The sequence below is a fragment of the Algibacter sp. L3A6 genome, assembly GCF_009796825.1.
Classification (GTDB): domain Bacteria; phylum Bacteroidota; class Bacteroidia; order Flavobacteriales; family Flavobacteriaceae; genus Algibacter.
The window spans coordinates 4283559-4307192 of sequence record NZ_CP047030.1 but is presented as its reverse complement, the minus strand read 5'-3'; the positions used below and the strand labels follow the sequence as shown (position 1 = coordinate 4307192).

The window sequence follows — 23634 nt, the reverse complement described above, 5'->3', positions numbered from 1 at the left end:
AGATAATATAGATCTTTCTACAAATAAATGATTATGAAAATATTGATAGTTAAACTTGTGTTTTTGTTAGTTGTCATTACCACTACTAAAGTACAAGGGCAAAATTCCTTTTTTAATGTTTTTGATAATCTAGGAATCAGTCCAACGCCAACGCAAGGAACAAGTGCTTTGTCATTAACTACTACAGATGATAGTTGGACAGAATCAGATTGGTATCCAGGTCAACCTTGGACTGAAGATGATGTTTTTCATACGCAATTGAATCATACATCAGATAATCTTGATTGGTCTATTAGAATAGGTAAAGGAGGACAATTATATTCTTGGATTTTAGAGGGTACAGGGGAGTTAATTCCACCGCAAGCAGGTGCTAGAGGCGAGAGTCCTTGGGTAGATGATGTGGTCCTTCAAACATGGAGAGATAAAATAAATCATGATGATAGTGTATTGATGGATGGTATTCCTTACGCAAATGGATTTGTTCATGGAGCTGGTATGTATGTTCGTACAGATTTTGATCCTGTTATGGATCCCGAAACTCCTTTTTATCATCCATTATTTACTGAAAAATTTGATAAGGGTGATCGAAGTTATACTTGTGTTAATTGGGGTCCTGTTGTAAAACCAAGTATAAATAGAGGAGATATAATGTTCTACCACAAATATCGTCATATAGGCGATAATGTGTTAGAGATTACCTATTACGGATATAATTTTGGATCTAATACTTATGGAGACATTGCTATGCCTTGGGCTATGATGCGTCTCTCAGTATTTGCAAACTCTATAAAATCTATGCCTGACGGGGTTAGTTTTGAGCAGTTTGAAGGTACTTATCCGACTCGATTTAATATCGCCGATGCAGGAGGTTGGGTAGCCAAAACAACGCTATTAGATGAAAATGGAATGGACAACCCTTCTGCGTTAACCATAAGTACTGTTCATGGCTTGGATAAGCATTATGGAGAAAGTTGGCAACCTAAAAAATCACTATGTAGTATTGGTATCTCTGGGGTTCCTAATTCCACCAGAGATATTACTATTATGACGGCTTTTAACAACGGCACAGACGTTGGGCCAGGTAGGGGCTTTTTTAAACGTATTTATATGGTTTTGGGAGAACGAGATGAAGTTATTCAAAAATCGTATGATTTAGTTGATAAGGTAGAATATGGTATTGTAGACATTAGTAAGGAAGCATCTGAAATGTTGCCACTTTACATTACTAGTGTAGATGATCAAAATATTTTCACGAATTCTATGCCAACAACAGATTCTGAACCGATAGCATACACTTATGCCCTTCCGGTTACAAACTCGGTGCCTTTATTTTTGATAAAAGACAATGACACTGGTAATTATAATTTGACTACAGATCCCTATGCTATTTGTGGAAGAAAAGAGTTTATACATCCGGATTTTACAGATAGAGATATCTATCAGCCTTATGACGGAAAAACAGAATGGGTGGCTATGTTAGGCTATATAATGCCTGAGAGTGACGAAAATTCACAAGTTGGTACAGACAATATGGTACTCCTTTCAGATGTAATTTGTAACGATTGCTTTATTCCAGGAGAAAAATTCAATTCTAATGAATTATTAATAAGAGATAATAGTGAAATTATAAGCTCTTTTATGATACAAGAAAACGAGACTGGTTTTTGTTCCGTTGATGGGGAGATTAATGATAATCAACCAGGTTACACAGGAGATGGTTTTGCCAATACTGATAATGCAGCTGCGAATGGTATAGATTGGCAAATATCTGGAGATGAAGGTTCTTATACGTTTACATGGAGACATGCAGCTACAACTAATAGAATAGCTAATTTATTAGTAAATGGAGAGCCTATATTAAATAATATAACGCTTAGTTCTACAGGGAATTGGGCGGTTTGGGGAGAAACCTCTGTTACTGTTAATTTATCAGAAGGAATTAAGGATATAAGATTGGAATCCGTGAGTGATACGGGTTTGTGTAATATTGATTACATGAATGTACAAGGTCCAAATGCTACTACTGCTGCTTCATGTGAGCCTCTTAGTAATAGCAGTATATATTTAGAGAAGGAAAATGCTATTCGGGTATACTCAAATCTATCTTCATCAACATTTACGCTTTCCGAAAACGTAGTTCAAGTAGAGGTGTATAATATGAATGGACAATTGGTTAAGAGTTTTCCTAGGAATGAGAGGAACTTTGAAATTTCTGAATTGTCATCAGGGGTGTATCTTTTAAAAGTTGTTTCAGAAAATGGAGCAAAGGAAATATTGAAAATAATAAAAGTTTAATATTTCACGAAATACAAATCATTTTATTCGATTTAATATTGTTTTAAGTGTTAAGGTGTTGTATATGAGTAGTTACTCAAAAAAAAACACCTAATGAAACCAGTTTTTATATTTCTGAATTTTCAGTAGGTGTTTGTTTTGTTGAAGTAATTCCCAAGAATGAATTAAAAGCAATATTTAAAGTAATTAACATTAATCAAAAGTTATGAAAGTTATGAAAGTTTTACTGGTACTATTTAGTTTTTTTTTATTAACTAATACTTATGCGCAGCCTGCAGGTCCTGGTGATTGGTCTAAAGTTCGTTTATATGGTCATGCATATCGAGCTGAGGATTTTACAGATGAGCAATATGAATTTATTAAAGATAATTACTACATGTTTGGTGTTGCTAAAGGAAATGCTAGTGCCATTTACGGGTTTGGAAATTCAGATGAAGCATTGGCAGTGACAGCAACTAAGATTCGCCAGAACAACCCCAGTGCTAAGATTTTATATTATTGGAGTGCTAATTCAGCTTATGACTTTAACTATTCTAGTATAGATAATATAGTTTCCACTAATCCTAATTGGGTAGAAGAAGATGCTACAGGTGTACTACGTTGGACGTACCCAACTACAGAAGCACAAAATTGGTGGGTAAATACTGCTGATAATGTTGTTGATAATACGGATTTTGATGGCGTGTTTGCAGATGGTCTTTCGGGGGCACAGATACGTAATGTGTTAGATCCTATAAAGGAGAATTTAGATAATATGAATTCTTTTGTGCTTTACAATGGCTATTATGTTAGGCAATGGTTAGAGATATATGCAGACTCAAGTGTTTTAGATAACGCAAATGGAGTTTTTGTAGAAGTGTTTTTTAGAGGTACAGTATTTGCAACAGCTACAGCGGAAGTTTTAATGGATGCATTATTAGAAATCCCCAACGATAAATATATTATTTGTCGAAGCTCTGCTGGAGAATTTGGTTTAACTCACGATTTTTCTTTAGCAGCATATTTAATAGTAGCAAACGACAACACATTTTATTCATGGGGAGGAGATGAAAACTCTTATGTTGCTGATGATACTCTTGCCTATTGGACAGATGATTTTTCAAAAGAAATAGGTGAACCTTTAGGAGTTGCTACTAAAAATGGTTATGTATATACTAGGGTATTCGAGCATTGTTTGGTAGAAATAGATATTGATAATAAAACATCATCAATTATTTGGGGGCAAAACAATAGTCTTAATTCAGATGATTTACTTATAAACGAAAACGAGGTCGGATTTTGTTCTGTTGATGGGGCGATTAATAATAATCAACCAGGTTACACAGGAGATGGTTTTGTTAATACAGATAATGCAGCAGGTAATGGTATCAATTGGCTAATATCAGGAAGTGCAGGTTCTTATACATTTACATGGAGACATGCCTGTCCAAGCGATAGGATAGGGAATTTATTGGTAAATGGAGAGTCTATTTTAAATAATATAACACTTGACGGTACAGGGGATTGGGCAGTTTGGGAAGAAAATACTTCTGTTACTGTTAATCTTCCAGCAGGAATTAAAGATGTAAGATTGGAGTCTGTAAGTACCAATGGTTTAGGTAATATTGACTATATGAAGGCTGAAGGGCCTAATGTTACCGCTGTTTCATGCAATAGTGGCAATATAAATTTTTTCACAATACAAGAAAACGAAACCGGATTCTGTTCTGTTGATGGAGCGATTAATAATAATCAGCCAGATTACACTGGAGATGGTTTTGTTAATACTGATAATGCTACAGGTAATGGAATAAATTGGAAAATATCTGGAGATGCAGGTTTATATACCTTTATATGGAATCATGCTTGTCCAAGTGATAGGCAAGGCGAGTTGTTTGTAAATGGAGTATCTGCTATAGGAGCAATTACATTTAATAAAACAACTGGATGGAATATTTGGGAAGAAAACACTTCTGTGACTGTTAATCTTCCAGCAGGAATTAAAGACATAAGATTGGAATCTATAAGTACCAATGGTTTAGGTAATATTGATTATATGAAAGTTGTAGGAGCTAATACTGAGCCTGTTTTATGTAGTAGTATAACTTCTTTTACAATACAAGAAAACGAGATCGGATTTTGTTCTGTTGATGGGGCGATCAATAATAATCAACCGGGTTACACAGGAGATGGTTTTGCCAATACTGATAATGCATCAGGTAATGGCGTAAATTGGAAAATATTTGGAGATTCGGGTTCGTATACATTTACCTGGAATCATGCCTGTCCAAGTGACAGACAAGGAGAGTTGTTTGTAAACGGGGTATCTGTTTTAGATGCAATTACATTTAATAAAACAACAGAATGGAATATTTGGAAAGAAAATACTTCTGTCACTGTTTATCTTCCAGCCGGGGTTAAAGACATAAGAATAGAGTCTATAAGTACCAATGGTTTAGGTAATATTGATTATATGAAGGTTGAAGGTCTTAATGCAAATGCTGTTTCATGTGGGGTTAGTAGCAAGACAGATATAGCTGTAAGTAAAAATGGTACATCTCTAGAGAATGATAATGCTATTCGAGTATATTCAAATCTATCGGAATCAACATTTACACTTTCAAAAAATGTAACTCTAGTAGAGGTGTATAGTATGAGTGGACAGTTGGTTAAGAGCTTTCCGAGGAATGAGACTAACTTTGATATTTTAGAGCTATCATCTGGAGTTTATGTTTTAAAAATTGTTTCTGAAAATGGACTAACAGAAACGTTTAAAATCATTAAAAAATAATTATCCAATATGAAGACAGTTTAGTGTAAATTGTTTGGTTTTCAATATAGAGTGGTTACGATTATGTAGTCTAAAAACGAGAAACCTTGAAGGGAAATAGAATATGAAAATCCCTGCTTTTAAAAAGTTATTTTGGGTTGACTAGTTTTAGTTAAGTAGAATGTTTGAATAAAATGAATAAATATAAATTATGAAAAACAATTTTTCAAGAAAAATAACCTTTTTAACACTTTTTTTATGTGCTTTTGTTATTGCGATGAATGCACAAACAAAAGTTATAAATGGCATAAAGATTACTGGTGATACCCCTTGGGTAATTACTGATGCAGATTATAAAAGAATGCCAATACAAAAGGCTATAAAAGATGCCGAAAAGGATTGGTATAGAGTTTTTGGTTATCCACCTGTAATTTTTCATAACAATTCAAGCAGTAACTGGGATGGTCCAGTTATTGTATTTGGATCTTCAAAAAATATTAAAAATTTAACAAACGTTAAGCTTCCTAAAGAGAAAGAGCATTTTCATATTTTTTTAGATAATATAAAATCAAAAAATAAGAACGCTGCCATTTTTGCTGCTGGAGCAGATGATAGAGGAACTATTTATGCTATTTATACTTTTACAGAAAAAGTTTTAGGGATAGATCCTATGTATGTTTTTACAGACCATATTCCAAAAAAGCAATCGGAAATAGTAGTAAAGGGAGACTTTGAAATCAAATCTAAAAAGCCAACATTTGAGTATAGAGGTTGGTTTATAAATGATGAAGAGTTGCATGATGGTATGCACCGCGATCCTTTAGGAGGAAATGTAATTGCATCAGAGTGGATGGATAAAATTTTGGAAACTTTGTTAAGAACCAAAGGAAATATGATCATTCCTGAATCTGCACAATATCCAGATGCGAATGTGTACGATTTATGTAAAAGAAGAGGGGTTGCCGTAAATCATCATCATGTGACACCTGTTGGTTTAAATATGATGAATTGGCCAAAGGATGTTCCTTTCTCATTTATTACAGAAAAAGAAATTTTGTTAGATGCTTGGGAGAAAGCAATAAAAGTACAAGCTGATAAAGAAATTGTTTGGACTATTGGTTTTAGAGGAGAAAGTGATGGTGCTTTTTGGCTTAGTGATCCTGCAGCTCCAAAAACGGATGAAGGAAGAGCTAAGGTGATTGCAGAGGCCATGCAAGCACAAACAGATATTATTAGAAAGTACCAGCCAGATGCTACCATTGTAGCTGCACTTTGGAATGAACAAGGAGCATTTTACAATAAAGGATTATTAAAAATACCTGAAGGAGTGACCAAAATGTTTGCTGATGATGGTCGTGGTTTTATGAGAGATAGTGGTGGGAAATACCTAGAGAAAGGAGATGGTTTATATTATCATGTAATGATGATGATGTTAACACAAAACCGAACTACAGAAGGTGTTCCTCCTGCACGTTTTTATAAAGAATTAAAGCGTTATGTAGAAAAAGGAGCTACAAAATATGCGGTAATTAATGTGAGTGGTATTCGTCCAGCAGCACTGTCTGTTAATGCGATGAATGATTTTTTATGGGATGCAACACCTGCTCTTAGTAAATCTCCTGAAGCATCTATGAAAGATTATTTAATGGAGTGGTATACTAAAGAATTTGGGGAAGAATTGGCTTCAAAATTAACAGATATACGTTTACACTATTACAATATTCCTTATATGCGAGAAAAAATGCCTGCAGGAGATAGATGGGTAGGAGCTCGAGGTGAGCACTTGTTACAGTATCTAATACAATCGGCATTGCAACGTTTTGGAGATGGAATTGCCAAAGGTGAAACTATTGATGAAATGATAGAAAATACAAAAGGTAAAAAAAGAATGAATAGCCTGGCTCAAACAAAAGAACCTCTAGCCGAAACAGCAGATTTCTTTCCTAGTTTATGGAAATCAACCTTAAAAATAGCTGAGGAAATTCCAGAAGATAGAAAAGATTTTTATCAAGCACATTTTACCTATCAAGTTGCGGTTCACATGTACTCTGCAAAAGCATTACAAATTGTGGTAGATGCATTAGAAGCATATAAACCAAATCTAAATCAACAAGATTTTGCAAATGCTATGGAACTTGCATTAATAGAAATTGAAAAAATAATTGAGGAAGCTCACAAAGCGGAATATGGTAAATGGGATACTATGTTTATGCATGTTCGTTTAATGGATATATATAAAACACGTTTGCAATTAAAAAGTGTTATCGCAAAAATACGTAAGCAGCCATATACTTCTGAATATAGAGGGTACAGGAATGGGTCTTTTTGGAAATCTGCGCATGAATACATGGATCATGGTGATGGAGTATTTCCATATTTTCATAAGTATTCAGGTAGAGGTTTAGAAGTGCTAGAGGAAAAATAAAATTGAGTACCCGAGTTGCAACGAATAAATATTTATGGGATAAAAAATGGACTCGACTATGCAAAATTGGAATGGTAAAAGATGATGTTATAGAGATCAAAATGCCTCCCGCTAGGGCTGCAGTAATTAAAATAGCTATTCGTTAAAAGAATATAGAAAATATATTACTATTTAATTTGGACTTGAAAAAAAAAGTTGGATAATTAAAATCATTTTTAAAAAATTATTAATCTCTATTTTTATCTTTGATGTATTCTGCTAATAAAAATAAATTAAAACTAAAAAAACAAGTTTAATGACTATAGCTCTAAAACATATCAAACCAATTTTATTAATTATTTGCATATGCTTTAGTTTATTTGGTTCATCTATTTTAAGCGCTCAAAATTTCGAGAAATTTTCGAATGAAGAAGGGTTTAATCAAAATACGGTAATTACAATAACCAAAGACCGTTATGGTTTATTATGGTTTGGTACACCTAATGGCCTTATAAAATATGACGGATATGATTTTACAACCTATACCACGCAAAGCAAAAGCGACGGGAGCATATCAAGTAATTACATTACACATTTATATAATGATCCTTCTGGTTTATTATGGATAGGTACCAAACAAGGAATAAATGTATATGTGCCCTGGCTTGAAAAATTTCATACCATACCTATAGATTCTAAATTAAACATTAGCCATATTAGCTCTGGTCCTAATGGAGCAATTTGGTTCTCGGGCGAAAATAAATTATATGCTTGCAATATTGAAGATGTTATTGATGGCGTTTTTAAAGTATCAAATATTTCTTTAGATGCTTACACCAACATAGCTACTATAAAACAATTCAGTTTTACGGATAACAACGCACTGCTCTTAGCTACTTCTAAAGGTCTTAAAGAAGCTTTTTTCAGTAAGGAATCAACAGGTATTAATTCAAGAATTGAAAAAATAATTGATTTTGAAAATTTTCATAATTACAATATTTCTACAATAAAAAACATAAAAGACATGCTTTGGATAGGGACCTTTGATGGTTTATTCAAAACAAGTTTTAAAAATAGTCGCATACAAATTATTCGTAAATATGATATTGGTGATATCAAATCCCCTATAAGAATAAATACTATTTTTGAAGATAACAATGGTATTGTTTGGGTTGGAACAGAAAAACATGGTCTTTTAAAATATCTAGAAAAAGAAGACAGGTTTTTAAACTACCTATATACTTCAAAAAATAAAAATGGACTGAGCAGTAATATTATCAATGCCCTTTATCAAGACAATTATGATGTTTTATGGATTGGAACAGGGCAAGGAGGTATTAATAAATTGGACATTGCTCAAAAGCAATTTATTAACTATTCAAAAAACCCATTTGACAAACACTCCATCTCTGATAATTTAATAAATTCCATTTTGGAAGATAGTAAAGGTAAATTATGGATCTCCACATATAATAAAGACTTATTTAGAAGTACTGAAATAATCAATGATAAAACCGTAAACAACATTAAGTTTGAAAATGTATTAAATCAAAATAGTTTAAAAGAAGACTCTGATATAATAACAAATATATATGAAGACAAAGCAGGATATATCTGGTTTGCTACAGATTCAAATATAATGGTTTACAATCCTTTAAAAAACAATTTTAAACATGTTGATTTTAAACATAACGGAAAAATAATTCCTAAACAATTATACCATATTATCCACCAAATAGATGAGAACCATTTACTTTTTGCAGGTAATCAAATTACAATAGTAGAAAATCCATGGACTAGCATAAAAAATAAAACAGATCCTGAATTAGAAGTTAAAAGCATTTTAGATTTTGATTATAAAATTGTATTTCAGACCCTAATAATAGACAAACATAAAAAACTATGGTTCGGCACCAATAAAGGTTTGCTGTATGGAACTTTTGATGGAGAAAAAATCAATATTGAGAATCAAATTTCTGATGAAGGAAATAACAGATTGAAATTAAGCTACTCAACTGTTTTCTCACTCTATGATGACCCTAAGGGCAATATTTGGGTTGGTACATTTGGTGGTGGGTTAAATAAAATAACTTTAGATGATACTGGTACGCCAATTAAAATAGATTATTTCAGGAAAAACGATATTTTACCAGATGATGCCATTTATGGTATTTTACCAGAAAACGACACCAACCTATGGCTTAGTACAGATATGGGATTAGTTAAATTTAATACTGAGACTACTAAAACAAATGTTTACGATGTAAGAGACGATGGTTTAGCTCAAAACAATTTTAGAAAAGGTGCATATTTTAAAGGTTCATCTGGCTATTTTTATTTTGGAGGATTAAATGGTTTAACACTTTTTAAACCTAAAAATATTCAATTAAACACCACGCCTCCAAAAATAATAATCACGGCTTTACTTGTAAATAATAAAGTAATAAAAATTGGTGAGAAGCTTGATGATAATGTTGTTCTAAATAAGTCCATTTCAGAAACAGAAAGCATTTCTATAAGCCAAAACGAACACATTGTTGCTTTTCAATTGGTAGCAGAACACACCTCTACGCCATCGAAAAATAAATTAGCTTACAGACTAAAGGGGTTTTACGATACTTGGATTGAAGATCCAAACGGAAAAACTACAGCAACCTATACTAATCTTTCTGCGGGCGATTATGTGTTTCAGGTAAAAGCCTCAAACGGTGATGGTGTTTGGAGCAACGAAATAAAGAGCTTAGCTGTTGTAATTTTACCACCATGGTATCAAACTTGGTGGAGTTATTTGCTTTTTGTTTTACTAACCGTTTTAATATGTGCTGGTATTATTATTTATTTTGTTCAGCATGAAAAGCTAAAACAGCGCTTAAAATATGAACAACTCGACAAAGAACGATTGGACACCATAAACCAAGGGAAATTTAGATATTTTACCAATATATCACATGAATTTAGAACACCACTTACGTTAATTTCAGGACCGTTAGAACATATAATTTCCATTAATAAAGATTCCGAAAAGACTAAGTATTTAGCTATTATTCAAAAGAATACCAAACGGCTACTTAGTTTAGTAGATCAATTAATAACCTTTAGAAAAGCAGAGCAAGGTTATTTAGACTTAAATTTTAGTCAGAATACTTTAGGAGGTTTTATATACCCAACTACAGAAGCATTTGAAAATTATGCTACCGAAAAAAACATAAATTTCTTTTACAAAGTTAATTCGCCTAATGAATACATTGTAATAGACACAGAAAAAGTAGAACGAATCCTTTTCAATTTACTATCCAACGCCTTTAAAAATACACCTGCCAACGGAAACATTAGTATCGAATCTGATATCATTCATAAAAACGGAACAAAAATGATACAAATAGATGTTATAGACAATGGTAAAGGGATACCTGCAGAAGATTTGGATAATATTTTCGAAAGATTTTACCAATTAGGAAATAATGAAAATAAATTAAGTGGAGGTGGAATAGGTCTTGCATTTTGTAAATCGCTTATCAATTTATTTGAAGGAGATATTTCTGTAAAAAGTGAACCTTTTAAAGAAACCAGGTTTACAGTTTTAATACCTATTGGCAACATTGAAGATTATAATAATATTGAAGTAAACACCACTACAAAATCATTTATTAAAGATTGGGTACCATTATCAACCGAATATAAAAATGAAACTTTAAATGATGAATTAAAGGAACACCATTTATTGATTGTTGAAGACGAAGAAGATGTACAAAACTTTTTAACCAGTACACTTTCGAGAACATATTCTATTACCTTAGCAAATAACGGTTTAGAAGGCTTAGAAAAAATAAAATTAAGAGAACCAACCCTGGTAATTAGTGATGTTATGATGCCAGAAATGGATGGATTTGCTTTTTGCGAGAAAATTAAATCAAACACTGAAACATGTCATATCCCTGTATTACTGCTCACGGCATTAGGTACTAACGAAGATATCATTAAAGGTTTAGAGTTTGGAGCAGACGAATACCTAAGCAAGCCTTTCTCTATAAAAGTTTTAAAATTACGTATAAAAAAACTGATCGAAAATCATATTAGAATAAAAGAACATTTCAAAAAGAACAGTTCAATTCCGAAAAAAGGAATCGAATTATCTACTCGAGATAAAGCATTTTTAAGTGATATTATTGAAGTTATAGAGGGAAATATTTCAGACACTAATTTTGGTGTTGTAGAATTATCAGCAAAAATGAATTTAAGTACTTCTCATTTTTATAAACGACTAAAACAACTTACAGGTCAAATTCCCAATGCTTATTTGCGAAACTTTAGACTACAAAGGGCCGCAGAATTATTGAATAAAAATGATGGCGCGAATATTAATGAAGTGATGTATCAAATAGGTATTAGTTCTAAGTCATATTTTTCTACCTCGTTTAAAAAACTACACGGTGTCACACCTTCTGAATACTCAAAAAAATCCTAATTAATTCACAATCCTTTTAAAATTATTTAAAAGTAGTTTTTTTTTAGAGTATTTATTGTCTCTCTTCCAAAAACGGGGAATTTTGTTCTCAAAGAAACGACTAACCAATTTGCATTTGTTTATAAGTTTCCTGTTTTTCTTGTTCACTTATTGCTTCCATTTTGTCCTAAATAACAAGATGAATTCAAATTTACCTTACATCTCTTTTTAAATGAATTACTCTTATTAATTTATTCTTTTTTTAGATAAAATAAAAATTGCAGAGGTAAAATAAAGAATTAGAAAATTTCGAATTCTATTTTGGCTACCAAAAACAAATACTAGGTAATAAAAGCATAAAAATTTAGAAAATCGGTTTTTTGAGCAACAAAAAAAGTGATTTAAGAAATTCATTTTTAGGATTTGACACTAAATTTGGCATACAAACTAAAAAGTGTTTTATAAATCAAGATGGAATTATAAAACCTAACTATTAACTAAACTAAAATTATGAAAAAATTATTAAGTGCATTTATGTTGTTTAACTCAATGCTGTTATTGGGTCAAACGCAGAATGTTTCTGGGCTTGTTGTAGATAAAAATGAAAACCCTCTTCCTGGTGCTACAATAATTGTAAAAGGAAGTAAAGTTGGTGGTGTCACTGATTTTGATGGGAACTTTACGATCAAAGTTTCAGAACCAGTAGATGATAAATTATTAATAGTTTCTTCTATTGGATATAAAGAACAACTTGTTTCTTTATTGAGTAATAGGAATCTTAAAATTATCATGTTAGAAGATACCGAGGCCTTAGATGAGGTAGTTGTTATTGGTTATGGTTCGGTAAAGAAGAGCGATTTAACGGGAGCTGTTGTATCCGTAAAAGCTAAAGAGATTACCAAAGTAGGAGCCGTATCTTTAGATCAGGCATTGGCTGGTAGAGCAGCAGGTGTATTGGTAACACAAACCTCTGGTGTTCCAGGTGCTGGGGCAAGTATTAGAATTAGAGGTATTACTTCTACGAATGGTTCAGAACCTTTGTATGTTGTAGATGGTATCCCTTTTGATAACGAGCAAATAGAGGGCTTAAATGCTGAAAGTCAATCAGCGAGTATGAGTCCTTTGTCAACAATTAACCCGTCTGATATAGAGTCTATTGAGGTTTTAAAAGATGCTTCTTCTACGGCTATTTACGGATCAAGAGGGGCAAACGGAGTTATTTTAATTACTACAAAAACAGGGAAGTCAGGGAAAGGAAAAGTGCAAATTAGCTCTGATACTGGTTTGGCACAGATAAGAAAATATTATGATGTACTTGATGCTAATGAGTATACTATAGTTAGGAACGAGGCGTATACAAATGATGGGGATCCAAATCGTGTTTCTCAAGATGATTTACAAAGTGCTCTTGCAGGAGAGTTGCCTACAACAAATTGGCAAGATGAAATCTTTAGAACAGGTCAAAGTACAAATTTTAATGTAGGTATAAGTGGAGGTAGTGAGGCTACTACATATAATTTTTCTACTAATATTTCCAATATTGATGGAATACTTAAAGGAACAGATTTTAATCGTATCGCAAGTCGTTTGAATTTAGATACAAAGGTGAATGATAAATTGTCCTTTGGAACAAGAATTAATTACACAAATGTAACGTCAAATCAAAAAAGTACATCAACGAATACAGAAGGTGCATACGGAACAAATAGTGTTATTAGTAGAGCGCTTAGAACCGCACCAACTGTTGCTTCTGATGCTGTTTTTGAGTTTGATGATGTTGATGGAACTAATGGTGACTTGACTTTATATTCTCCATTAGAAGCTTTAGAAGGTAATATATATAATAACATTATTAATGAATTTAGAGGAAGTGTGTTCTTGAAATACAAATTAAATAAAAACATGTACTTTAGGTCAGATGTATCCTATTATACTAGATATGTTGGACAAACATTTTATCAGTTAAAATCTCTTTCTACAAGAAGCGGTACTCAAGATGGTAGAAGTGGATGGGCAAAAACCCAGGATAGTAGGTCTACGGGACTTGTAAATCAAAATACTTTTAATTATAATTTTGATTTTGGGAAGAAACACAAATTCACAACAATGATTGGTCAGTCTATCAATACGAGTCAGAGTTTCTCTGTTAGAACGTCGAATTTTGGTTTTGCCAATGATATTTTAGGTATCTATGACCCAGGATCTGCAACATATCAAGATGATGATGTTATTAGTGCTGTTGATTCTAACTTGCTTTCATTCTTTGGTAGGTTAAATTATAATTATAACAGTAAGTTACTTTTTACATTTACGGCTAGAGCGGATGCTTCTTCAAGATTTGCAGAAAATAATAAATGGGGGTTTTTCCCAGCAGCAGCTGCGGCATACAATCTTCATAAAGAGAATTTTATCAAAAACACGAATGTAATATCCAATTTAAAATTAAGATTAAGTTACGGATATTCTGGAAATCAATCTGTAGCACCATATCAATCATTGTCTATTCTAGGAACAGATCAACATATCTTTGGAGATGGTAGTGGAGGTGAAGCTGCAGTTACTATTGTTGCTCCTGCGCAATTACCAAATGCAGACTTAAAATGGGAATATACAAAGCAGTTAGATTTTGGAATAGATTTTGGATTGTATAAAAATAAAATAACAGGTACTGTAGAATACTATAATAAAATAACAGAAGATTTACTCTTTAATGGCATAGATATTCCTTCGCATTCTGGTTTTACTGATTTTACTAAAAATTATGGATCTCTTGAAACGAATGGATTTGAGTTTTCTATGAATGCTAATATTATTAGCAAACCAAAATTTAGTTGGACTTTAGGAGGAAATGTAAGTTTTGGGAAAACCATTATTAAAGATTTGCCAGCAGATTATGTTCAAGCTGGTTTACAATGGGGTATTGTTACAGACACTCAAAGATTAATTATAGGTGAAGAATTTGGTGCTTTCTACGGATATAAAACTGCTGGAATAGCGCAGTTTGATGATTTTGTAGAATTTCAAGGCCTTTCAGAACAAGAGCGCATAGATACATATAATGCAAATCCAGCAGCTAACTATACATTGGTTGAAGGAGTAACAGGAAAAGCACCTAGAAGTACTACACAGCTAAACCCAGGGGCACAATTATATGAGGATATTGATGGAAATGGAATTATAAACGGGGAGGATCAACAAGTAATTGGTAGAGCACAACCTGATGTGGTTTTTGGAATAAATAATTCATTCTCATTTGGAAATATTGACCTTAGCTTCTTCATAGATGGACAAGTAGGTAATGAGATTGCTAACATGATGTCTTTACAGACCTTAGCTTTTAGTGGTAACCAGCAATCGAGTATAGTTAAGGACGCTTGGACAGCTACAGATCCAAGCTCAGTTTATCCAAGATTAAATAGCGAAAATAATGGACAATATGTTTTTAGTGATAGGTTTATTGAAAATGGTTCATTTATTAGGTTGCAAAATATAACCTTAGGTTATAATTTCCCTAGAAAGGTAACGCAAAGTTTAGGACTGAATAATCTGAGATTATACACTTCAGCATCAAATTTATTTGTAATTACTAAGTATTCTGGATATAATCCTGATGTTTCGCTTTCAGGAACCCGAGTTATCAGTCTTGGTCATGATAATGCAGCCTATCCTGTTCCTTCTTTGATAAGAATTGGTGTTAATGTACAATTTTAAAAAAAACAAAAAAATGAAAAGTATATATATAATTTTATTGTCGATTTCTTTAGCATCGGTAGTTTCTTGTGAAGGATTTTTAGAAGAAAATCCTCCAACATTTATTTCTACTTCTAACTTTTATCAAGATGAGAGCCAGGCTAGATCTGGATTAGATGCTGCCTACAACTCATTGGATAATCACAGTTCTGTAACATCTGCTTATGGGTTTTCATGGCCTATGTTAGATTTGGGTACAGATGATGTTTCTTCTAAGCTGAATGAAAATAATGAAAGTCCTGATTTTCTATCTCATAATATATCGTCTACCCTCCGTTTTATAAATTTAAGACAACAATATGCAATATGGTGGCAAGGAATTTCGAGAGCAAATTATGCAATGGAAAATATTCCTAACGTACCAGATATGGATGATGCGACTAAGAATAGTATGGTTGGTGAGGCTAGAGCATTAAGAGCGCTTTATTATTTGCATTTGGTTAAAACATTTGGAGATGTACCGTTAATGTTAAATTATGTATCTACGGAAGCTCAAATAAATGTAGATAGAGCACCGGTAGATGATGTGTACGATGAGATAATTATTCCAGATCTTAAGTTTGCAGAAGAACACTGTGAAGATGCACTTCATTTTGGAAGAGTTACTAAATGGACTGCAAAAATAATTTTGGCTGATGTGTATCTAACGAGAGCAGGTTGGAGAAGAACATCTCAAGGTGAATTTGTACAAGGAGATCCTGTTAATTGGGCATTAGCTCGAGATAAGGCATTAGAAATTATTGAGAATTCTCCTCATTCTTTAAATACAGTACCAGAGGTTGATGGACTTCATGTGACGCCATCTTATGGAGTAGCATGGAACAATCCTTTTACTAGTGAATCGATGATGGAAGTAGCAACTTTAGCTGAAGATGGTTTAGGATCTCGATTAAGTAAAGGATGTGCAGCCTCTAATAGTGGTGTTAGTTATTGGGGACTTTTTAGTGCTCAACCATTATTAGATGAAGGAAATTCGTCTACAGTTTCTCAAATGAGGTTTCCTGGTAGGCCAGGTACAGCTGGAAATTATATACCAACTCCAAATCTTTACAGAGCTTTTGAAGATGGAGATATTAGAGGAGAATGGAGTTTAATGACTAGGTATAAAACAGCTGATGGTACTGAGTATGTAATAGCACCAGTATTTAGAAAATATGTAGATATAGATTATTATTTAGGATTACCAGAGACATCGCAGTTTAGAACCAATTCTAACTTTATATTATATAGATATGCAGATGCACTTTTGATCTATGCAGAGGCAGCAAATGAAGCAGAAGGATCACCAAGTGATTTGGCATATGATGCAGTAAACCAGATAAGAAGAAGGGCTTTTGAAGTTACAGATGATTCTAGAGACTTTTCAGGTCTTTCACAAGAAGAATTTAGAACTGCAGTATGGCTAGAAAGAAGACGTGAGTTTAATGGAGAAGTTAAGAGACGTTTTGATTTAATTAGAACCAATCGTTTGTTTACTGCTACAGATCCTTCTGTACCTAATCAAATGGATAGATTTTGGAGTGAAGAGGAAGATTCTGCAACAGAATATACAAACATGCATATTTTATATGGTAGTGCGCCTTTTCCTGATAGAGAATGGTTATTGCCTATTCCTCAGGTTGATATAACTTTGACAGGTTGGGAACAAAACGAAGGTTATTAAAAATGAAACAAGCAAGAGGAGTGACTTATTTAACCGATTCGCCCCTTCTCTTGCTTAAAAGAAATAATATTAATAAAAAATGAATATATTTAATAAAAGTAATTTATCCCTTGTAGTCTTTTGTCTATTAATCGCTTTTTCTAGTAGAGCTCAAGTCAAAACAGAAAGTATGGATAAAATGTGGGGGGAATCTAATGTTTCACCGGACGCTTTAAAAAGCGGAAAAGGTAAATTCTTTGATGAAAGTAATTTCGGAATGTTCATTCATTGGGGTTTATTCTCAAATCTCGGAGGTGTTTGGAACAATAAAACGTATTATGGTATTGGCGAATGGATAATGAATCCAAGAATGGCTGGAATACCTGTTGAAGATTACAAGCAAATTGCAAATGACTTTAATCCAACTGGTTTTGATGCAAAAAAAATAGCACAATTAGCCAAAGATGCTGGAATGAAATACATTGTAATTACCAGTAAGCATCACGAAGGTTTTGCCATGTTCGACTCTAAAGTAAGCGATTTTAATATTGTAGATGCAACACCTTTTGGTAGAGACCCAATGCACGAATTGGCGGATGCATGCCATGATATAGGTTTAGGTTTCGGGTTTTATTACTCACATAACCAAGACTGGACTGCTCCTGGAGGTAAAGGAGGTCCTAAGACAGATGAAAATGGAAAAGAAGCTACTTTTAAAGATTACTTCTATAATAAATGCAAACCTCAGGTAAAAGAGATTTGTACAAATTATGGTGATATAGATTTTGTATGGTTTGATACACCTGGAGATATGCCAAAGGAATATGTAGTAGAATTAGCTGCTATGGTTAGAGAATTACAACCAAAAGCCATGATGTGTAGTCGCGTTGGCTATGGTTTAGGAGATTATGCCAGTGTTGGCGATATGGAAGTTCCAACAAAACGTATTGAAGGTTTATGGGAAACATGCGATACTAATAATGATTCATGGTCTTATGCTTGGTACGATAATAACTTTAAAAGTCCAAAAGTCATTTTAAGTAGATTATTGGAAACTGTAGCACGTGGTGGTTCTTATTTGTTTAATGTAGGTCCAAACGAATTAGGAATTGTTCCAGAAATTGGCGCTGAATTTTTAAGAGAAACAGGAAAATGGCTAAAAAGATATCCTCAAGTGGTTTATGATGCCGGCTATTCTCCATGGGATTATAAATTACCTTGGGGAGATGTAACTACAAAAGGTAATAACATGTATTTAGCGGTTTCAGAATGGCCTAATGATGGTAAATTGTATTTACCTGGTTTAAAAACTAAAATTAAATCGGCTAAAATTCTAAATCCTGAAGGAAGAGATCAAAAAATTAAATTTAAACAAGGAAAAGACAATTGGGTTACTTTTAATGTTCCCTTTAAAGCTCCGGATCATTTAATTTCCATTATAGAAGTTGAAGTTAATATCAAAAAGGGAGAAGACATAATTGCTGAAGACACAGCTTTAGGAATCTATCCAAATACAAGAACAGAATTAATTACTGAGTTTGGAACTGTTAGCAATGCTACACAAGCAAACAAAAAATGGATGGAGAAGTTCGGTGAATGGAAACACGTCAACCAAGTTGGAAATTGGGAAGAAAATGGTCAAATATCTTGGAGTATCGACGTAAAAAAAGCTGGATATTACTATTTAGATTTAGATTATAGGGGTGCTGATCGTTTGGTTTGGAAAACAACAACAGATGAAGGTATTATAGTACAAAACCAACAAGCCGCTACCGAAAAGTATGTGTTTTACAATATGGGTATTTTAGAATTTAAAACCCCCGGAAAACACACCATAACAACAACTTTAGTAGAAGGAGATAGAAAAACAGCCAGTTTAAAATCAATAGCTTTAAGACCTATAAATGATTAATTAGGATATGAAGCGCGTCACTTTAAAAGTTATTTTTAATGCTTTAATCCTGTTTATCTGTTTTCAATCAAGAGGACAATCAAATAAAGCTTTTCCCAAATTCAGTTGGGATAAAGTACCTGTGGCATTTCATTTTGGAAAACAGGGAGCTTTAACTAACGATGAAGCAAAATTTATTGCATCGCATTCAAATTATGTCGTTTTAGAAAAAGGACATGGTTTACCAGATTCTAAAAACACCGAAACTGGCATTAAAGTAGACGCAAAAAAATTAAAAGAATTGAATTCCAATATGAAAGTCATTTTCTATTGGAATGCTTTTCTAGATATCTCAACATACGAAGCACATCATGTATATAAAAGTCATCCAGAATGGTGGTTAAAAACAAAGGAGGGGGAACTTGATTTAAAAAAGGGAAAAACAAAACGCTATGATTTGTCCAACCCAGAAGTTCGTAAATGGTGGGTAGAAACAGTAAAAAACGAAATTTCGAACGGCTCTACCGATGGGGTTTTTATGGATGCTTTTATTCAAGTAGGAAGTCCAGCAAATATTGAACTATGGGGCCAAGAGAAATACGATAGGATTCAAGAAGGGTTAAAAAAATTAATAGCCGAGACCAGAGCTGCTCTTGGAAATAACAATCTAATAGTTTACAACGGTATTCGAAGTAACCCAAGAAGAAATGTTGGAAATAACTTTCCAGATTATACCGACGCCGTAATGATTGAACATTTTGGCATTATTAACAGTAGCTCCAAAGAAAGCATGCTACAAGACATCCAAGAAATGGAGAAAGCCGGAAAAACTGGAAAAATAGTAATTTTTAAAGGGTGGCCTGGATATGCTTGGCTAGAAAAAGATTTTATGGCAAAACCTCTTAAAGAAAAACAAGAAATTTCTAGAAAAAATATAACATTTCCTTTGGCTTCATTTTTAGCAGGCGCACAAGAAAACTCTTATCTCATATATAATTGGGGCTATCGCTTTAAACATGGTGCAACAGATTGGTATCCTGAATTTGATAAACCACTGGGCAAACCATTAAACAATATGAAAGTGAATGGTTGGGAGTTAACTCGTGATTTTGAACATGCCTCTATTTGGGTTGACTTAGAAAACAAAATTGCCAAAATCGATTGGAAATAACCAATGAACTCCTTCTACATGGATTGAAACTTCAAATAATGAAGATGGAAATCTCTAGTCATAACTATCAAAAAAAGAATACATTAAGTTCTGTGCATGAATTAAAATTTTTGAATCCATTCTTTTACCTAGAGTACAAAATCTTTGAAACTGAAAATTTCTTGATTTAGAGTCGTAATGTCTTGACGGAAACCTCCATTAAATTTTAAACTCATCATTTTAATATCATATATTATGGTTTGTTTTTTTCTAAAAAGTTAATAAAGTAAAGAGCATCCGGCTTTTTCTATTTCCTTATTCTATTGTTTTATTAATTTATAGCTAGAAAAATCTTAAAAAAAATAATATTGCTATCAATACTTTAGAGCTATTTTATAATTTTATTTACAATAATTGATTTGAGAAACAAATAAATCTAAATGAGTAATTGGTTCGTTTATGATTTTAATAATTTCGCTGAAAACAATTTTATTATGAAAGCCTTAAAACTAATTACATATCTATTTTTAACTACTTTACTTTTGCAAAGTTGTAAAACTGATACTAGCGATAAACCTATTGAAAACAAAGAAACCCAACCTAATATTATTTTTATATTTGCCGATGATTGGGGCTATGGTGATTTAGGAATTCACGGAAGTTCATTTTGTAAAACGCCTAATCTGGATAAAATGGCAGCTGAAGGAATTGATTTTCAAAATTTCTCGGTAGTAAATCCAGTATGTTCACCTAGTAGAGTTGGAGTTATGACGGGGCAGTTCCCTGCGAGACATAGTGTGCATGGCCATTTTGCTTCAGTTGAATCTCATATAAAACGTAACATGCCAGATTGGTTAAGTACAGAAGCACCCTTGTTACCAAGAATGCTTAAAAAATCTGGGTATGCAACTGCTCATTATGGAAAGTGGCATTTGTCCAATACGCATGTAGCAGATGCACCATCTCCTTTAGAATATGGATATGATGAATATGGGGCTTTTAACTTGCCAAATAGATTACATCAAATGGATGTGGATTCTACATTGTATAAAACCATAGATTTTGTAAAGAAAAATAAAGACAAGCCTTTCTTTGTAAATGCATGGATTCATGCAACACACACCCCCCATTATCCAAAGAAGGAATATATGGATAAGTTTTCAGATTTAGATGAACAACAACAGGTGTATGCCGCAGTAATAGCTGAATACGATGATCGTATTGGGCAATTGTTTAAAACATTAAAAGATTTAGGAATAGATGATAATACTCTTGTACTTTTTTCTTCTGATAATGGTCCAGAATTTACAGGAACTACAAAAACACAAGAAGATGATTCAACTGGAGGTGGTCTAGGATCGTATTATTCAGTTGGAGAAACGGCAGGTCTTAAAGGACAAAAGCGTTCGTTGTTTGCTGGCGGTGTTCGTATTCCTTTTATCGTGAGGTGGCCAGGTTCAGTACCTGCTGGAGTTCATGATAAAACAACACAATTGTCCACGGTAGATTTGTTACCTACTTTTTTAGAATTAGCAGGAGGTAAATTGCCTGAAGGATATGAACCAGATGGTGTTAGTATTGTAGAGGCTTTAAAAGGTAAAGCGGTTAAACGAGAAAAACCAATTTTTTGGGACTGGAAGTTCTCAAATAATAGACCAGAATTCTGGCCTTCAGCATGTATTCAAGAAGATAACTGGAAGCTTTTAACCAATTCAAAATTAGGCAAAACTGAATTATATAATATCAATACAGATTGGTCGGAACAAACAGATGTAGCAGATAAATACCCAGAAAAAACTTCAGATTTATTAAATAAAATTAAAGCGTTTGAACATACTTTACCTACAGCACCTCTAAGTAATACTTTTTCTAAAGAAAGAGAACTATTAACTAAACAATTAGGAAACTAAGTATGAAAAATCAATTATTAAAAGTTACTGTAATAGCACTATGTTTAATCTGTTTTGGAAGCTGTAAAAACAATAATGAGTACAATATTCTAGATTTTGGAGCAATTAATGATACTACAATTGTAAATACAGTAGCAGTTCAAAAAGCTATTGATAAATGTGCTGAGAATGGTGGAAAAGTAATCTTTCCTTCTGGAAAATATGTTATAGGTACAATTAATTTAAAAAGTAATGTTGAATTACATATTCAAAAAGGAGCAGAACTTTTGGGGAGTTTGTCTTTAAAAGACTATTCCACAAAAAATAAAGGAGCTATAGAGGCACCAGCATTTAATAAGAGCTTATTGTATGCGGAGAATGCTCATAACATCAAAATAACAGGACAAGGACTTATTAACGGTAGAGGTACTAAAGGTAATTTCCCTGTAAAAGTAGCAGATAGCTTAGGAGAGAGACCCATGTTAATGCGTTTTATAAATTGCAATAATATAGAATTTAGAGATGTCTCATTTTTAAATAGTGCTTCTTGGTGTGTTCATATGGTTTCTTGTGAAAATATTACAGTAAAAAAAGTTACAATCGATAGTAGAGTTAACATAAATAACGATGGTTTTGATTTAGATGGATGCACAAATGTTTTAATTGAAGATTGTGACATCAAGACAGGAGACGATGCTATTTGTCCAAAAAGCACCACAACTAAAATCACAGAAAATATGGTTGTTAAAAACTGCAGGGTAGAAAGCCATACAGCAGCTTTTAAGTGCGGAACATCATCAAGAGGAGGGTTTAGGAATATTAAAGTTTCTGATTGTGATTTTTCCAATACACGAATGGGAGCTATAAAACTTTTACAAGTAGATGGTGGTATTCTAGAAGATATTACAATAGAAAACATTACTATGAATAATGTAGAGGGGCCCCTTTTTATTAGGCTTGGGAATAGAGGTAGAATTTATGATAAGCCAACAGAGCAAATTTATAATTTGAAAGATGGAGGAAGTGAAGGAGCACCTACGGGTTCCATAAAAAATATTACCATCCGAAATATAAAAGCTACAGTGGTTAGTACTATTCAAAAACGTTGTGGCATTATGATTACTGGTATTCCAGGGCATTATGTGGAAAATGTTTTGTTAGAAAATATTACTATTTCTTATCCTGGTGAGGGTACTGAAGAAGATGCAAAAAGAGATGTTCCTGAAGATATTGCGAGATATCCAGAGCAATTTTTCTTTGGAGTATTGCCTTCTTGGGGTGCATATATTCGTCATGCAAAAAACATTGAATTTAAAAATGTAATCATGACTACGCGTAATAGCGATGCTAGAGAAAAAATTGAGCTAGTTGATGTTGTAGGTTTTACGAATAATGCATCTTCAAATATTATCAATTAAAT

At 32.9% G+C, this 23634-nt stretch carries 10 protein-coding genes; all 10 read left to right on the top strand.

Going from position 1 to position 23634, the window contains the following annotated elements; translation table 11 throughout:
- Positions 1-33: 33 nt before the first annotated feature.
- The 10 genes from GQR98_RS17745 (at position 34) to GQR98_RS17700 (ending at position 23632) form a co-directional block, all read left to right on the top strand.
- The gene (locus GQR98_RS17745) at positions 34-2295 is read left to right on the top strand and encodes a T9SS type A sorting domain-containing protein (RefSeq protein ID WP_159020737.1); all 2262 of its coding nucleotides are present in this window, start codon (positions 34-36) and stop codon (positions 2293-2295) included.
- 214 nt (positions 2296-2509) lie between these two features.
- Positions 2510-5065, top strand: coding sequence for a putative glycoside hydrolase (locus GQR98_RS17740; protein WP_159020736.1), 2556 nt, complete (start codon positions 2510-2512; stop codon positions 5063-5065).
- Positions 5066-5255: 190 nt separating this feature from the next.
- Entirely contained in the window at positions 5256-7469 is a 2214-nt protein-coding gene (locus GQR98_RS17735; protein WP_159020735.1) for a glycosyl hydrolase 115 family protein, read from the top strand.
- Positions 7470-7764: 295 nt separating this feature from the next.
- Complete coding sequence (locus GQR98_RS17730; RefSeq protein ID WP_159020734.1) at positions 7765-11913, top strand: hybrid sensor histidine kinase/response regulator transcription factor; 4149 nt, start codon at positions 7765-7767, stop codon at positions 11911-11913.
- A 489-nt stretch (positions 11914-12402) separates the two neighbouring features.
- Complete coding sequence (locus tag GQR98_RS17725; protein ID WP_159020733.1) at positions 12403-15603, top strand: SusC/RagA family TonB-linked outer membrane protein; 3201 nt, start codon at positions 12403-12405, stop codon at positions 15601-15603.
- Positions 15604-15616: 13 nt separating this feature from the next.
- On the top strand, positions 15617-17305 hold the full coding sequence (locus GQR98_RS17720) for a RagB/SusD family nutrient uptake outer membrane protein (RefSeq protein WP_159020732.1): 1689 nt from the start codon (positions 15617-15619) through the stop codon (positions 17303-17305).
- A 169-nt stretch (positions 17306-17474) separates the two neighbouring features.
- On the top strand, positions 17475-19196 hold the full coding sequence (locus GQR98_RS17715; protein WP_159020731.1) for an alpha-L-fucosidase: 1722 nt from the start codon (positions 17475-17477) through the stop codon (positions 19194-19196).
- A 7-nt stretch (positions 19197-19203) separates the two neighbouring features.
- Positions 19204-20346 carry a putative glycoside hydrolase gene (locus tag GQR98_RS17710; protein ID WP_159020730.1) on the top strand — a complete coding sequence of 381 codons (1143 nt, stop codon included), beginning with the start codon at positions 19204-19206 and terminating at the stop codon, positions 20344-20346.
- Positions 20347-20765: 419 nt separating this feature from the next.
- Complete coding sequence (locus tag GQR98_RS17705) at positions 20766-22235, top strand: sulfatase-like hydrolase/transferase (protein ID WP_199270233.1); 1470 nt, start codon at positions 20766-20768, stop codon at positions 22233-22235.
- 2 nt (positions 22236-22237) lie between these two features.
- Positions 22238-23632 carry a glycoside hydrolase family 28 protein gene (locus tag GQR98_RS17700; protein ID WP_159020729.1) on the top strand — a complete coding sequence of 465 codons (1395 nt, stop codon included), beginning with the start codon at positions 22238-22240 and terminating at the stop codon, positions 23630-23632.
- The last annotated feature ends 2 nt before the right edge of the window (positions 23633-23634 follow it).

What these genes read in the sequence shown, in the direction of transcription:
- GQR98_RS17735 (WP_159020735.1), top strand. Translation starts at nt 5,256, where the DNA reads ATGAAAAACAATTTTTCAAGAAAAATAACCTTTTTAACACTTTTTTTA.
- GQR98_RS17715 (WP_159020731.1), top strand. Translation starts at nt 17,475, where the DNA reads ATGGATAAAATGTGGGGGGAATCTAATGTTTCACCGGACGCTTTAAAA.
- GQR98_RS17705 (WP_199270233.1), top strand. Translation starts at nt 20,766, where the DNA reads ATGAGTAATTGGTTCGTTTATGATTTTAATAATTTCGCTGAAAACAAT.
- GQR98_RS17700 (WP_159020729.1), top strand. Translation starts at nt 22,238, where the DNA reads ATGAAAAATCAATTATTAAAAGTTACTGTAATAGCACTATGTTTAATC.
- GQR98_RS17710 (WP_159020730.1), top strand. Translation starts at nt 19,204, where the DNA reads ATGAAGCGCGTCACTTTAAAAGTTATTTTTAATGCTTTAATCCTGTTT.
- GQR98_RS17740 (WP_159020736.1), top strand. Translation starts at nt 2,510, where the DNA reads ATGAAAGTTTTACTGGTACTATTTAGTTTTTTTTTATTAACTAATACT.
- GQR98_RS17720 (WP_159020732.1), top strand. Translation starts at nt 15,617, where the DNA reads ATGAAAAGTATATATATAATTTTATTGTCGATTTCTTTAGCATCGGTA.
- GQR98_RS17745 (WP_159020737.1), top strand. Translation starts at nt 34, where the DNA reads ATGAAAATATTGATAGTTAAACTTGTGTTTTTGTTAGTTGTCATTACC.
- GQR98_RS17725 (WP_159020733.1), top strand. Translation starts at nt 12,403, where the DNA reads ATGAAAAAATTATTAAGTGCATTTATGTTGTTTAACTCAATGCTGTTA.
- GQR98_RS17730 (WP_159020734.1), top strand. Translation starts at nt 7,765, where the DNA reads ATGACTATAGCTCTAAAACATATCAAACCAATTTTATTAATTATTTGC.